Source organism: Agrobacterium sp. B1(2019) (assembly GCF_008274755.1).
GTDB classification, from domain to species: Bacteria; Pseudomonadota; Alphaproteobacteria; order Rhizobiales; family Rhizobiaceae; genus Agrobacterium; species Agrobacterium salinitolerans.
On the sequence record NZ_VTPB01000001.1, the window covers coordinates 1,118,177 to 1,132,151 of the forward strand.

General features: G+C 59.1%; 15 protein-coding genes and 1 tRNA gene. 9 read left to right on the forward strand and 7 right to left on the reverse strand.

Features of this window, described 5'->3' with window-relative positions; translation table 11 throughout:
• The first annotated feature begins 6 nt into the window (after positions 1 to 6).
• Positions 7 to 612 carry an ABC-type transport auxiliary lipoprotein family protein gene (locus AGR1_RS05540; RefSeq protein WP_080790659.1) on the forward strand — a complete coding sequence of 202 codons (606 nt, stop codon included), beginning with the start codon at positions 7 to 9 and terminating at the stop codon, positions 610 to 612.
• 99 nt (positions 613 to 711) lie between these two features.
• A complete protein-coding gene (locus AGR1_RS05545; RefSeq protein ID WP_149146390.1) occupies positions 712 to 1,674 on the forward strand; it encodes a dienelactone hydrolase family protein in 963 nt (320 codons plus the stop codon).
• 30 nt (positions 1,675 to 1,704) lie between these two features.
• Here the strand turns inward: AGR1_RS05545 and AGR1_RS05550 are convergent, their stop codons facing one another.
• Entirely contained in the window at positions 1,705 to 2,142 is a 438-nt protein-coding gene (locus AGR1_RS05550; RefSeq protein WP_080790661.1) for a PACE efflux transporter, read from the reverse strand.
• Positions 2,143 to 2,508: 366 nt separating this feature from the next.
• On the opposite strand from AGR1_RS05550, the gene AGR1_RS29495 reads away from it, so the two are divergent.
• Positions 2,509 to 2,667 carry a hypothetical protein gene (locus AGR1_RS29495; RefSeq protein ID WP_187772054.1) on the forward strand — a complete coding sequence of 53 codons (159 nt, stop codon included), beginning with the start codon at positions 2,509 to 2,511 and terminating at the stop codon, positions 2,665 to 2,667.
• A 149-nt stretch (positions 2,668 to 2,816) separates the two neighbouring features.
• Complete coding sequence (locus tag AGR1_RS05560) at positions 2,817 to 3,065, forward strand: hypothetical protein (protein WP_080790662.1); 249 nt, start codon at positions 2,817 to 2,819, stop codon at positions 3,063 to 3,065.
• A gap of 130 nt (positions 3,066 to 3,195) precedes the next feature.
• On the opposite strand, the gene AGR1_RS05565 is transcribed toward AGR1_RS05560, so the two are convergent.
• The 5 genes from AGR1_RS05565 to AGR1_RS05585 all read right to left on the reverse strand — a co-directional run bounded on the left by AGR1_RS05565 (position 3,196) and on the right by AGR1_RS05585 (position 5,014).
• Positions 3,196 to 3,384 carry a hypothetical protein gene (locus tag AGR1_RS05565; RefSeq protein WP_149146392.1) on the reverse strand — a complete coding sequence of 63 codons (189 nt, stop codon included), beginning with the start codon at positions 3,382 to 3,384 and terminating at the stop codon, positions 3,196 to 3,198.
• Positions 3,385 to 3,667: 283 nt separating this feature from the next.
• Positions 3,668 to 3,898, reverse strand: coding sequence for a hypothetical protein (locus AGR1_RS29500; protein ID WP_080790665.1), 231 nt, complete (start codon positions 3,896 to 3,898; stop codon positions 3,668 to 3,670).
• A gap of 201 nt (positions 3,899 to 4,099) precedes the next feature.
• On the reverse strand, positions 4,100 to 4,351 hold the full coding sequence (locus AGR1_RS30145) for a hypothetical protein (protein ID WP_149146393.1): 252 nt from the start codon (positions 4,349 to 4,351) through the stop codon (positions 4,100 to 4,102).
• 177 nt (positions 4,352 to 4,528) lie between these two features.
• A tRNA-Lys gene (locus tag AGR1_RS05580) sits at positions 4,529 to 4,604 on the reverse strand.
• Positions 4,605 to 4,759: 155 nt separating this feature from the next.
• Positions 4,760 to 5,014: a GlsB/YeaQ/YmgE family stress response membrane protein gene (locus tag AGR1_RS05585; RefSeq protein WP_077982907.1), complete on the reverse strand. Its 255-nt coding sequence runs from the start codon at positions 5,012 to 5,014 to the stop codon at positions 4,760 to 4,762.
• 122 nt (positions 5,015 to 5,136) lie between these two features.
• Here AGR1_RS05585 and AGR1_RS05590 point away from each other — a divergent pair, with 122 nt between their 5' ends.
• The 3 genes from AGR1_RS05590 (at position 5,137) to AGR1_RS05600 (ending at position 11,535) form a co-directional block, all read left to right on the forward strand.
• Positions 5,137 to 7,767, forward strand: a complete 2,631-nt coding sequence (locus AGR1_RS05590) for a mechanosensitive ion channel family protein (protein WP_187772055.1) — start codon at positions 5,137 to 5,139, stop codon at positions 7,765 to 7,767.
• Positions 7,768 to 8,027: 260 nt separating this feature from the next.
• A complete protein-coding gene (locus AGR1_RS05595) occupies positions 8,028 to 10,541 on the forward strand; it encodes an FAD-dependent oxidoreductase (RefSeq protein WP_149146394.1) in 2,514 nt (837 codons plus the stop codon).
• Between the two features lie 160 nt (positions 10,542 to 10,701).
• Positions 10,702 to 11,535, forward strand: coding sequence for a response regulator (locus AGR1_RS05600; protein ID WP_121459686.1), 834 nt, complete (start codon positions 10,702 to 10,704; stop codon positions 11,533 to 11,535).
• A 16-nt stretch (positions 11,536 to 11,551) separates the two neighbouring features.
• Here AGR1_RS05600 and AGR1_RS05605 read toward each other — a convergent pair whose 3' ends face one another.
• Entirely contained in the window at positions 11,552 to 13,108 is a 1,557-nt protein-coding gene (locus tag AGR1_RS05605; protein ID WP_149146395.1) for a phospholipase D family protein, read from the reverse strand.
• 158 nt (positions 13,109 to 13,266) lie between these two features.
• On the opposite strand from AGR1_RS05605, the gene AGR1_RS05610 reads away from it, so the two are divergent.
• Together AGR1_RS05610 and AGR1_RS05615 are read left to right on the forward strand one after the other, a co-directional pair.
• Positions 13,267 to 13,581, forward strand: a complete 315-nt coding sequence (locus tag AGR1_RS05610) for a metalloregulator ArsR/SmtB family transcription factor (RefSeq protein WP_149146396.1) — start codon at positions 13,267 to 13,269, stop codon at positions 13,579 to 13,581.
• Positions 13,578 to 13,934 (forward strand): SRPBCC domain-containing protein, encoded by a 357-nt coding sequence (locus tag AGR1_RS05615; protein WP_149146397.1) that lies wholly within the window; start codon positions 13,578 to 13,580, stop codon positions 13,932 to 13,934. The genes AGR1_RS05610 and AGR1_RS05615 overlap by 4 nt, the downstream gene beginning before the upstream one ends.
• Positions 13,935 to 13,975: the final 41 nt, after the last annotated feature.

Below are 13,975 nucleotides of genomic sequence, written 5' to 3' on the forward strand. Positions count from 1 at the left end.
GGGCCAATGAGACTATCGATGAACGGCCAAATGCGCCGCTCCCTCGTTCTGGCTCCACTGCTTGCCGCCTTGATGGCGGGCTGCGCGGGTGCACCGAAGAACGATACTTTCGATCTCTCCGTCTCTTCAGCGGCGGTTACACAGGGGCCGTCGCTGAAAAGCCGGCAATTGCTGATTGCCGATCCGACCGCGCTGAAAGCGCTCGATAGCGAGAACATTGTGGTTCGCCTGTCCGGCTCAGAGGTGCAATATCTCGGCAATTCGCAGTGGAGCGACCGCCTGCCGCGCATGGTGCAGTCCAAGCTGGTGGAAGCCTTCGAGGATACCGGCAAACTCGGCGGCGTCGGCCGCCCGGGGCAGGGGCTGGCAATCGACTATCAGGTCGTGAGCGATATTCGCGCCTTTGAAATCGATACGGCGAAGAATATCGCCAATATCGAGATATCGGTGAAGCTCCTGAACGACCGCAATGGCACGGTGAAGGCGCAGGAGGTGTTCCGCGCCAGCGCCCGCGTCAGTGGTTCCGGCAATGCGAATTTCGTGAAGGCGCTGGATCAGGCCTTCGCTTCCGCCACGCGGGAGATCGTGGCCTGGACGCTGAGGTCGCTTTAAGCGTTCAGCGTGATTGCCGTCACAGGAAATTGCTTTTTGTTCGCGTAGCGCCGGTCACCTATCGGCCTATGCATAATGGTCCCGATCCGTGAGTTGGTGATGCGATTTCTGCTGCTTTGCCTTGTGTTTTCCGCCCTGTCTGAAACGGGCGCCGCCATGGCGGCCGGTCTCCGGCTGATCGATGTTCCATCGGCGAATGGCAAAGCTGCCATGAAGGCGGCAGTGTGGTCGCCCTGCGCGACTGCGCCGGAAGAGGTCAGGATCGGTCCCTTTATCTTGCCCGCCGTGCGCGATTGCCCTGTTCCTGATGGAAAATATCCGCTCGTGGTCATCTCCCATGGCTTTGGCGGTACCTATTTCAGCCATCGGGATACGGCGGCGGCGCTGGCGGATGCCGGCTTCATTGTTGCGGCGATCAATCACTCCGGAGACAATGCGCTTGACATGAAGAAGGCCGGCGAACTCTCCGCGCTGACGGACCGTCCGGCGGATATTGCCCGGTTACTCGATCATCTTCTGAAAGGTTTTAGCGGAGCCGGTTCCATCGATGCCGGCCGGATCGGCGTTTTTGGATTTTCGCGCGGCGGTTATACCGCGCTGGTGCTTGCAGGCGGCATGCCTGATTTTGCCAATGCCGGACTGCCCTGTCCCGACCCGCAGGCGCCGATTTGCACGCAGATGCGGCAGAAGACGACATTGCCGCAGCATGGCGGTCAGGATCCGCGGATAAAGGCTGTGGTTGCCGCCGACCCCTTGAATGCCTTTCCCGGCGCGGGTGAGCTGAAGAATATCACGATCCCCGTCCAGCTCTGGAGTTCCGAGCTCGGCGGGGATGGTGTCGCGCCGCAGGATATTACGAGACTGCGTGACGATCTGCCGGTGAAGCCGGATTATCGGATGGTGGACGGGGCGGGGCACTTTTCCTTTATTGCCCCTTGCCCCGCCGAGATGGAGAAGGCCGTGCCCCAGATTTGCAGCGATGCGGCGGGTTTCGATCGGGTGGAGTTCCATCGCGGGTTCAATGCTGATCTCGTGAGCTTCTTCAAGGCGTCACTGCGCTGAACCGCCTATGTCGGCTGTGGCCGCCGCCCCTCAGGCGGCGTCCTGCTGCGACTTCCATTCCGGCAGGGGGAAAACCCGGTCGTAGCCCCAGTTGAAAACAAAGGCGTAGACCACGTAAAAGAGCGCAAACGAGATATCCATCACCAGCGCGTGGGCAAGGCTGATATTCAGATACCAGGCGATGAAGGGCATCAGCACGATCAGCAGGCCGAGTTCGAACAAAACGGCATGGGCGACCCGAAGGGCGGGCGTCTTCAGCGTCGTGCCTTTCAGCCGCTGCATGGCGTGGTCGAAACCGAGATTGTAGACATAGTTCCAGACCGTCGCCAGCGTGGCACTGACGACGCCGACGATGCCGATATCTTCCATGGGCATGCCAAAGAGCAGCGCGCCGAGCGGAATGACGAGCAGGAGGCCGATGATTTCGAAACTGAGGGCGTGACGGATACGATCTTGCAGGGAACGCATTTCATTCTCCGGTAGGTGACCGGGCCGTCCCGCATGCTGTCGCCGATGTGGCCGAGGTCGTCCTCGCGCTGAGGCATATAGAGGCTTTGGGCGAATTTTTCAAGCGCGGGCGTTGAGGGCAGTCGATGTCACGGGGAGGGCGCCACTTGTTTCTTCTCCCGCCGGGGAGAAGTCCGCGGCAGCGGGATGAGGGGGCAAGGGTCGTGAGATACGGCAGCGTTGCCCCCTCATCCGGCCCTTTGGACCACCTTTTCCCCGGCCGGGATAAGAAACACTGGCAGCGTCTTGATCTCTCTCGGTGCATACAGAGGGCGATGCGGAACCAGACCGGCGCATTTTCGTTCTCACCATGGAAGGAGGCGCGCCATGCAGCAGAATTCCTCTGAAGGAAGAACGATAAAGGCCGCCAACTCGGCAAAGGTTTCGACTTATACGCCAAACCTCATCTCTCTTAAGGGAAGTTATGTGGCGATGATATTTCGTAGACCGCTTTGCCGAAATCCGCTGGATGTGCGGAAGAAATAAGGGCGACCGCATTTGCCTTGCGCCTGCGCCCCGCACATTTGACGACGACTGCCGACATGATGAGCTTTAGATGTCTCTAAAGTGTGATTTTCAATCCGGCCCGTCTCCACATAGACTGGAGATTGCCACAAGAGCGAAGGGAGAATGACATGAAATCAGTTCTCATTATCGCCGCTGTCTTTGGTTTTTCCGCCAGTGCAGCGCTTGCGGAATGCGCAGGTCATCAACAGATCAACGCTTCCGTTCCTGCCGTAGATCGCGAATTCAAAACCGCAAGCATCGTTCCGCCGACAGATCCGGTGGAAAAGCCCGTCGTCATCCTGAAAAAGACCGACCGCCTTCCTGCAACAGTTGCGACGACCGGCCAACCGGAAGCCGTAATGCAGCGTATGCAATAGACAAAAAATAATAACCTCTTCATTCTTAAAATCCCGTGCGTGAGGTGATGCGCAGGGGATTTTTGCTTTTCGGACGAAGACGGGTCGCCGCTTTCACGGCGTTGCGCCTGCCGGTTGTTTGCATCAGCGACTAGCTGTCGAGTTTCAGCGACAGCTGTTTCGGACCAGCGTTCTTTTTGAGGACGTAAAGCGGCCTGGTGACGATGACTTCCGTTCGCCGTTGCAGTTCGCGCCGCCGCTCGAGCGCGCGTTCGCGCATATCGCGGGAGCGGGCGACAACGGAGAGGGCATTTTCTATGGCTGCGTCTGCTGTGTTCATCGCTGACCTCCATAATGTTCACTTTATGTTCTCATTATCGGTGGCTTGTGTCAACACTATGGCAGGGTTGCCGGCAGGCGGTTGGGACGCCCGGCACGACGAACGGTCGTGCGCGCGTCAGGCTGCGTCGGGTGCGAGAGGGATCGGCTTTGCCCCACACGTCGACCTTCACAGCACAAACCTTGTTCCGGCAGTGTCGACAGGGACACTCCGGACCTGCTGTGCTGATTTTTGCGATGATGTTTCGATGACGCCGGCGCTGATCCGCCCGGCTTCAGGCAGATCAGGAGAGGGGACGTTGATCCGGCGCGGGAATGTCGCCGGCGGACAATAGATCGGTGAGATGCTCGCTGGCGAGCGCGACGATGGCAAGGGCGGCCTGCTGGCGGTTCCAGCCGGCATGTTCGGCTTTTTCCATCAGCTTGTGAATGGACGGCTCCAGCGCGAACTGGCACTCGGCCTGATAGTCCATTGTGTCGATCGAAAGCGACGGGGAATTGATCGAGGCCCGCATCTTTTGGTCTCCCTGTTTTCCGTCATGCTCATCATACGCGAGACGCAAATCGGAACATGTACATTCAGAGGCCGGTGATATCGGGTATGCTCATGAGCCCCGCATATCACTGGCAGCGAATCCCCCAGCGGCAGGACGTTAGCGGCAAGTCGTGAGCGCTGTCAACGCGTGCGCGGCGGCGATGACGTCGCCGTCCCGTTTTCAGAGCCTTCCGTTCCGGAAAGGTTTTCGCCGCCAGATCAGCAGCGCCATCACATACAGCGCAAAAAGCACGAACCATGTGACGGGCAGCACCATGAAAAGCGCCGCATAAGCGCAGTTTCCCTCAAAACAGGAGCCGAGAAATCCAGAATCGGCAAGCACTGCCGATAATACAAACGCGCATATCCCGCTCCCGACCGCGCCGAGAATGAAAAGCAATATGTTGATGAGCAATCTCATGATCCCGATCATAAGGACGATTGAGACAGCTTTGGGGAAGCGGGCGGTGCTGCAGCGAGATTCCTGTCCCTTGCGGATATCGTTGCCGGCGGCAGGGATGGCAATGCCAAGTGACGGGCCGCATCGGCACAAAGGATCATGCGATGCTTTAAGTTAGCATCGCAACGTCTTGTCATTTCAGGAGGAATTTGGTGGGTGATGTAGGGCTCGAACCTACGACCCGCTGATTAAGAGTCAGCTGCTCTACCAACTGAGCTAATCACCCGACCGGCACCGTGTGGCGGTGTGAGGGGGGCTATAAAGGGGAAGTTTGGGCTTGTCCAGCGCGGAAATGAAATTTCTTCGATTTTTGTGACAAAAAAATTTCAGTCGCGCTGGAAAACTCTGGAAATCCGGGGTTTTGCGGATTTTTTCTTTTCTTCACCCGCGTCTAAAAGCCCGGCCGACAAGGATGAGGATGCAGGCGCCGATGAAGCCGGCGATGAGATAACCGAGCCAACCTTGCAGAACGATTCCAAATACCGAAAGAATGGCATTGGCGACGATCGCGCCGACAATTCCAAGAAGGATGTTCATGAAAACACCCATATTGCTTTTCATGAATTGTTCGGCGAGCCACCCGGCGACACCACCGATGATGATGGCTGCGATCCAGCCAATGCCAGCAGATTCCATGATTTCCTCCCATGTTGCTGCACCATCAAAGGTGATGATTTTCGTGGTGAAAAGCAAGGCAAACTCCTGAAAACCTCCCTTAATGCGGGTGGTTTTCCGCGCGACAGGCGCTAAAAAGCCTGATGCGGTGCAAAAAGACGAAAGGCGTGGATGTGCGGTTGATGTTCGGCGAATTGATAGAGGGCAGGGTTTTCGACGGCTTGGCGCGGGGTCAGCGGCAGAGGAGCGCCATGGCGACGATACTGGCCGCGGTGCTTTTTCTTGCCGGCGGTCTCTTGTCGGCAATGCCGGCCGCAGCGCAAGGGGAAACAACATCGCCCGCGCCGGTGGCTATCCAGGCTTCGACCGTTGAACAGGCGAGGGCGGAGCTGGAGAAATGGAAGGGCGATGTCGCGGCGATCGCCCAACAGGTGGAAGCCGGCGGCCGCGACGATGCGCAGCTAGTGGACCTGAAGGGCCGCGCCGACACCATTGCCGCCGATGCCGCCGCCGCCAACACCAAGCTGCGCACCCGTCTCGACCAGATCAAGACCCGGCTGGATGCGCTGGGTGCGGCGCCTGCGGACGACCAGCCACCGGAAGCCAGCATGGTGACGGAGGAGCGAAACCGGCTGACGGCGGAACGGGCTGAGGTGAATGCTATTGCCGGCGAAGTGGAGAGCACGGCCGCCAATGCCGCGCAGATTTCCAATAACATCACCGCTTTTCGCCGCGCGCTTTTCGCCGCCACGCTGTTCAAGCGCACGGAAGTTTCGGCGCAGACGCTGGGCGACGCGTCCTCCGCCTTTCTGACCGAATTGACCAACCTCAACAACGCTTTCAGCAGCTGGGCAAGTTTCGTCTGGAATTACAAGCGCCTGCCGATGTTCGGGGCGGTGATGCTGTCGATCATGGCGGGGCTGCTGTTTCTCGTGGTCGGTTACCGCTTTTTCGGCAGCCGTATGGACCGGCGGGCCTTTACGGGCGAGCCTTCCTATCTGAGACGGCTTTCGGTGGCCTTCTGGTCAACCATGGTGCAGTCGCTGTCGCTGTTCCTGTTTCTTGTCACCTCGGCCTTCTTCCTCGATAATTTCAACGTGCTGCGGTCGGACATCGCGCCTATCCTGTTCGGGGCGATGGCGATCACCGGTTTTGTTTATTTCGTCTCACGACTGAGCTATGCGATCTTTGCGCCGACACAGCCGGAATGGCGCCTTGTGAAAGTATCCAACAAGGGCGCGCATACGCTGTCCTCGGCGGTGCTGCTGATGGCGCTCGTCAATGGTCTCGATTACCTGTTCGGCACGATCAGCGAGACGCTTTATTCGCCGCTGATCGTGACCGTCGCCAAGAGCTTTGTCGCCTCGATCATCATCGGCCTCATCCTGCTCACCGTGTCGTTCCTGCGGCCGGTGATCGGCGAGGGGCAGGATTATGAGACCGGCAACCAGCGCCTGCCGCGCTGGCTCGTCATCCTGCTGCGAGTGGGCGGCCTCCTTCTCATCGGCGCCTGCCTGACCGGTTATGTCGGGCTTGCGCGCTTCCTTGCCACGCAGATCGTCGCCACCGGCGCTGTGCTGGCGACAATGTATATCGGCATTCTCTCGGGCAAGGCGATTTCGCGACAGGGCGCCTTCGCGGAATCTCTTGCCGGCCGTTATCTCGCGCGGCGTTTCGGTCTGGGCGTGGTCGCGCTCGATCAGGCCGGCCTTGCCGCCGGGCTCGGCATCTATATCGTGGCACTGGCCTTCGGCGTGCCGCTCATCCTGTTTTCGTGGGGCTTCCAGCCGGGCGATATCGAAAGCTGGGCTTATCGTCTGTTGACCGGCATCACCGTCGGCAATGCCTCCATTTCGCTGATCGGCATATTCGGCGGCATCCTCGTTTTCGCCATCGGTTACACCATCACCCGCTGGTTCCAGAGGTGGCTGGACAACAACGTCATGGCGCGCGGCCAGGTGGATGCCGGGGTGCGCAATTCCGTCAAGACCGGTATCGGCTATCTCGGTATCGCTGTGGCGGCGATCTTCGGCGTGTCTTCGGCGGGTCTCAACCTCTCCAGCCTGGCGCTGGTGGCTTCCGCCCTTTCTGTCGGTATCGGTTTCGGCCTGCAGAACATCGTCTCGAACTTCGTGTCCGGCCTTATCCTGCTGGTGGAGCGCCCCTTCAAGGTGGGGGACTGGGTGGTGACGGGAACGACGGAGGGCACCGTCAAGCGGCTTTCCGTACGCGCCACCGAGATAGAAACCTTCCGTGGTCAGTCGATCATCGTACCGAATTCGGAATTCATCAATTCCTCCGTCGGCAACTGGACACACCGCAACCGCATCATGCGTGCCGAAATACCGGTTTCCGTCTCTTATGATTCCGATCCGCAGCAGGTCATGGACATTTTGCTGGAACTGGTGCGCGCCCAGCCGTCGGTGCTGCGCAATCCCGAGCCCCATGTGGAATTCCTCCGCTTCGGCGATTTTTCGCTGGATTTCGAACTGCGTTTCCATCTTGCCGATCTTTCGAACGGGCTCGGCGTGAGAAATGCGATGAGGATCGCCATCCTCAAGCGCTTCCGTGAGGAAGGGATCGATATTCCGTTCCCGCAGCGCAATCTGAATATCCACATGGAGGGCGACGCCAACTCGCAGATGATGGCGGCGCTACTTTCGGAGGAGGGCGAAAAGGCGCAGGCGGCCCATACCGGTGCGGCTTCTGCGCCGGAAAAGGAAACGTCGAAAGACGGCAAGGTGACCGAACCGAAGGAGAAGCCGGGCGCGTAAAAGCCTAGATTGCTGCTTGCCTCAGGCGTCGAAGCTATTGAGCATGGATTTGCGGCCTGTCGCCTTCTTTCCGGCGGGAGAAGAAACGAGCCGCAGAGCTGTGTGATCTTCGTCCGGCATGCTCGGCATTTTCACGCCTGTCGCAGCACCCTATGGCCATGTCGCAATCAGGCGGCTGAACGGCCGTCAAGCGCTTCATATTCCTCCCATCCAATGTCGGCGGAATAAGGCAAGGCCGGCGCTTTTCAGGGGTTCTGTAAATGAAGACACATGCACGGGCGGTGGTGATCGGTGGCGGCGTCGTTGGCGTTTCGACGCTTTATCATCTGGCCAAGAAGGGCTGGAGCGACAGCGTGCTCATCGAGCGCAAGGAGCTGACCTCGGGTTCCACCTGGCATGCGGCCGGGCTTCTGCCGTTGTTCAACATGAGCTACTCGGTCGGTCAGATCCACAAATATTCCGTGAAGTTCTATGAGGAGCTTCAGGAAGAGACCGGCATGAATGTCGGCTTCTCCAAGGTCTCCAACATTCGTCTCGCCCGCACCAAGGATCGCTGGGACGAATATATGTATTATGCCGGCATCGCCGAGACCATCGGCGTGCGCGTCAACATGCTGACGCCGGAACAGGTCAAGGAAATCTGGCCGCTGTGTGAGACGGACGGCCTGCTGGGCGCTATCCAGCACCCTGACGATGGTTACATCCAGCCCGCCGATCTGACACAAGCGTTGGCCAAGGGCGCGCGTGACCGCGGAGCGACCATCTATCGCAACACGACAGTCACCGCCATCGAGCAGATGGAAGACGGTCACTGGAAGGTGACAACGGACAAGGGCGAGATCATCGCCGAACACATCATCTCCTGCACGGGCTCCTTTGCCCGCAAGACCGGCGAGATGGTGGGCATCAACATCCCGGTCATTCCGGTTGAGCATCAATATATCGTCACGGAGCCGCATCCGGCCATTCAGGAGCGCCGTCGCCAGGGCCTGCCTGAAATGGGCGTCCTGCGCGAATCCGACTCGGCCTGGTATATGCGCGAGGAAGCGGGCGGCCTGATCCTCGGTCCTTATGAAGTCGGCGCGCCGGTCTGTTATGTCGACGGTCCTTCCGATGACAGCGAATATGAGCTGTTCCAGGAGGAACTCGACCGCCTGATGCCGCATATCGAAACGGCCATGGTGCGCGTTCCGGCCTTCGGCGAAGTGGGCATCAAGAAGGTCTATAATGGCGCGATCGCCTATACGCCTGATGGTAACCCGATTGTCGGCCCCGCACCGGGCCTGAAGAACTTCTGGCTGAACGAAGGCCATTCCTTCGGCATCACCGCTGCCGGTGGCGCCGGCTGGCAGCTGGCCGAGTGGATCGTCGATGGCGAGCCGACGCTCGACCTGATGGGTGTCGATCCGCGCCGTTTCGGGCCTTACGCAACGGAAGGTTACCTCATCGCCAAGAACGAGGAAGCCTATGCCAACGTCTTCACCATGCATTACCCGGATGAAGAGCGCTCCGCCGCCCGTCCGCTGAAGACGACGCCGGTTTATGACCGCCTGAAGAAGCTCGGCGGCGTGTTCGGCTCGGTTTATGGCTGGGAGCGCGCCAACTGGTATGCGCCGGAAGGTTATGCGCTGCGCGAGGAAGACCTCGGCGTTGGCGCCGATGTCATCACCAGCCACAACCATGCGCCGGCTCTGGATGACGGTCGTATCGTTGAAAAGTGGTCGTTCCGCCGTTCGAACTATTTCGAACATGTCGGTAACGAGGTGAAGAATGTGCATCAGAATGTCGGCGTGCTCGATATGTCCGCCTTCGCCAAGATGGAAGTCTCCGGCCCCGGCGCACGGGTGTGGCTCGACAGCATTCTCGCCAATGCCATTCCGAAGAAGCGCGGCCGTATCGCGCTTACCCATCTCCTGACGCCGAACGGCGGCGTGAAGGCGGAATTCACGGTCTATGAATGGGCGCCGGGTCGCTTCTACATGGTTTCGGCCGGTGGTCTCGAAGCGCATGACCATGACGTTCTGCACCGCCTTGCCCCGACCGACGGTTCTGTGGTGTTGCAGCCGATCACGCAGAAATACGGCGTGCTGGTTCTTGCCGGTCCGAAGTCGCGCGACCTCCTGAAGAAGCTGACACGCACCAGCCTGGAGAACAAGGATTTCCCCTGGCTTACCGGCAAGCAGATTTCCGTTGGCGTGGCGACGGCGCATGCGTTGCGCGTCAACTTCGTGGGCGAACTTGGCTGGGAACTGCACCATCCGATCGAGATGCAGAACTACATCTTCGACCGGCTGATGGAAGCGGGCGCCGAATTCGGGATCAAGCCATTCGGTATCCGCGCCATGGTCTCCATGTCGCTCGAAAAATCCTATCGCAACATGGGCCGCGAGCTATCGGTGGAATACAACGCCTATGAATCCGGTCTTGATCGTTTCGTGCGCCCGGAAAAATCCTTCATCGGCCGCGATGCGCTGGTGGCTTACAAGGAAGCCGGTGCGAAATGGGTGTTCTCGACGCTGACCGTGTCTGGCAATACAGACGTCGATGCGCGCGGTTCTGAAGCGATCTTCGATGAGAACGGTGTGCTTGCCGGGCGTGCGACAAGCGGTGGTTTCGGTTGGCGCATGGGCAAATCCATCGCACTCGCCATGCTCAAGCCGGAATATGCGGCCGTGGGCACCAAGCTCAAGATCCGCATTCTCGGCACGTCCTACGATGCTGAAGTGGTGCAAGAGAGCCCGTTCGACACCGATAACGCGCTTCTGCGCGTATAAGACAGAAATCCCCTCCCAAACTTGGAATACGGCCCCTCGCGGGCCGTATTTCCGTTTAAGTAAGCATGTGCTCAACTGATTCTTCAGAAATAGTGCTATTAATCATTCTGAAAAATGAGCCTGCTATCTTTCTCTGACATTCGATGGGGGTCGGGACAGAATGAATTTCCTGGGCATAACGGGCATGCAGTATTCGGGCGTGCCTTTTACAAATAGCCGGATTTTGCTGGCGGAAGACAGCAACGTGTTCACCCAGATGGTGAGCAGGCGGCTCAATGAGATGCTTGGCGTTTCCGTGGAGGTATGCCGCTCCTTCGAAGACTTGCAGGCCTGTTACGAACATTCGTCCGAACCGGTAACGCTCGCTATTTCCAACATCAACCTGCCGGGGGCGGAAAAGGGCGAGGCGCTGGAATATCTGATCGATCTTTCGATCCCGACCATCGTTTTCACCAGCACGTTTCATGAGGCGACGCGTGAAACGCTGATCGCCAAGGATGTGGTCGATTATATTCTGAAGGACAATATTTTCGCCGTGGACATGCTGACGGAATCCGTCTGCCGCTTTCTCACCAACCACCGCCATCATGTGCTGATCGTCGATGACAGCCCGACGGCGCGGGCGCTGCTTTCGAGCCGTCTCAAGCGTTATAATTTTCGTGTCAGCCTGGCGGACAGCGGTGCGAAGGCGCTCGATATCCTGAAGGCCAATCCCGATATCGGCCTTGTGGTCACCGACTACAACATGCCCGATATTGACGGCTTTGAGCTGACGCGGCGCATCCGCACCGTGCGCGGGTCGCATGAGCTGCGCATCATCGGGGTTTCGTCCTCCACCAACCGGCTGCTTTCCGCACGGTTTTTGAAGGCAGGCGGCAATGATTTCATGCTGCGTCCCTTCATCGACGAGGAGTTTTATTGCCGGGTCAACCAGAACCTCGACACGCTGGTGCAGATACAGCTGGCGAAAGCGGGGGTGAGACCGGCGGCCTGAGCCAAAGCTTTCCCCGTTAAAGCTGCGATTCCAGCGGCAGAAAGCGCATGATGCCGGCAACGATGCGGCGGCTGATGGCGGCGTCTGGTTCGCGCCGGTATGTTCTGGTTCGCCCCTGTTCTTCCGTCATCCAGACGATATGCCTGCCCTTGTCGATTTCCAGCGCGAAGCTCATGCTGGGGCGGATTTCTTTGGCGAATATCTCGTCCATGCGGGCAACCAGCGGGGCTGAGTTGAACACGACGCCCATCTCCGTATTGAGCGAGGCGGAGCGTGGGTCGAAATTGAGTGAGCCGATATAACCGGTCGCGCCATCGCGGGTGAAGGCCTTGGTATGCAGGCTTGCCTGTCCCGAGCCGCGCAGGGTGAAGTTCGCCTGATCCGCCTGCGCGCGCAACTCGTGCAGCCGCACCCCGGCGGCCAGAAGCGGCTTGCGATAGCGGGCATAACCGGCGTGCACGGCGGCCACATCCGTTGCGGCCAGCGAATTGGTGAGGATGGCGACCGAGACGCCGCTTTCGGCAAGCCTTGAAAATATCCCCACACCCTGTTTGCCGGGAATGAAATAGGGAGAGGTGATGTGAAGGCTGTCGCCTGCCTCCTGCATCAGCGGCAGCAGGCTCTCCATCAGGAAGTTATGGCCCTTGCGGCGCTTTCCCGCCGCCTTCTCCGGTGGGTCGGCCAGCACATCTACCGATTCGACCCAGTGCAGGCGATCCGACATCAGGAAATGATCGCGGCCATGTTGGCTTTCGACCCGTTCGAGATAAGGTTTCGCCGCCTCGCTTTTCGGCAACGCGTCCAGTTCGCGCCGTAACCTGGCAAGTTTGTTGGGCCTGCGTGCGAGCAGCGACCGCACCGGAACGGCAACGGCGCTGTTCCAGTAATCGTCAAAGATTGCGGTGGCATCGGCAACGATGTTGCCGAAACCGAGAATATCGAAATCGTGAAAATTCGCCCGCTCGGCGGCGTCGAAATAGGCGTCGCCAATATTGCGTCCGCCGACGATGACCGCGCGCCCATCGGCAATCCATGCCTTGTTGTGCATGCGCCTGTTGACGCTGCGGAAGCGCAGCACCAGCTCGATGCTTCGATGCAGGATGTTTTCCCGCGCCCGGGTGGGGTTGAACAGTCGCAACTCGATGTTCGGATGGCTGTCTATGGCGTGGAAGATGCGGTCGGAAATGGAAACGCCGAGATCGTCGAGCAGCAGGCGCACGCGCACGCCGCGATCAGCGGCGGCGATGACTTCGCGCATCATCAGCCGCCCGGTGAGATCGGCGTTCCACATGTAATACATGAGATCGAGGCTGCGCCCGGCGGCGCGCGCCGCCGCCACGCGCACTGCGAAGGCGTCGAGGTTGGAATGCAACAGGCAGAGCGCATTCTTCTCATTCCAGCCGTTTTTTATCGATTGCCAGTGCCGGTCCAGCGTTGTCGCGTCTTCGGCAAGGGGCAGGGCGGCGGAAGGGCGCTTGGGAATGGCCCTTTCCCGCTGTTTGCCGATGACGACAAACAGGCTCGGCCCTATGACCAAGAGAAGAATGATGATGAAGACCGTAAATGCAGTCACTTGTTTTGATCGCTCCCGGCCCGAAGAGTATCAGGCGGGATGAAAACGCGCGAGGGGATAAAGCGTTCACGGACCTCGTGCCACTGGAGTAAAAAAGGCGCGTTTTCCACGCGCCGAAAGGGCTTGCGAATCACATAAGCGTGTGCTTATGTGTTGTCATGACAGAGAACGATATTTTCCGGGCGCTGGCCGATCCGACGCGCCGCGCCATTTTCGAAAAGCTGGCGGAGGGCGCCATGAACGCTTCCGCCCTGCGTGAGGGGATCGAAATCAGCCAGCCGGCCATGTCGCAGCATCTTTCAGTGTTACGCGGGGCAGGGCTGGTGATCGAGAAGCGGCAGGGCCGTTTCGTCAATTACGAAGTTGATCCGGACGGGCTGACGCGCATTGCGGCCTGGCTCGGCAAATATCGCGCCTACTGGCCGCAGCGCATTGAGGCTCTCAAACTCCTGCTGAAGGATATGGACCAATGAACAGGCAGACACCGGAAGCGCCTAAAAACGGCATCGCGCTTGAATATGATCTGGACGAGCCGCCGCAGAAAGTGTGGCGCGCTATCAGCATTCCGGCGTTCCGCGAACACTGGTTACCGAACGAAGCTCTGGCTGAACCTGACGCGATCGACATCAAGCCCGGCGAGGAGGTTCGCTACCGGCTGCGCGAGGATAATCCGCCATTTCTGGAAAGCACCGTCACCTTCAGGATCGCGGCGAATGCCCATGGCGGCACCAGCCTGCTCATCATTCATGACCTGTCAGTCAATACCGGCCGGATGATAAAGGCCGCTGCAAACCATAACGGTTCGCCGATCAAGCTCGCCGCCTGATCCGGAACGTTCCCCGACATTTTTAAACGACAGGAGTTCGC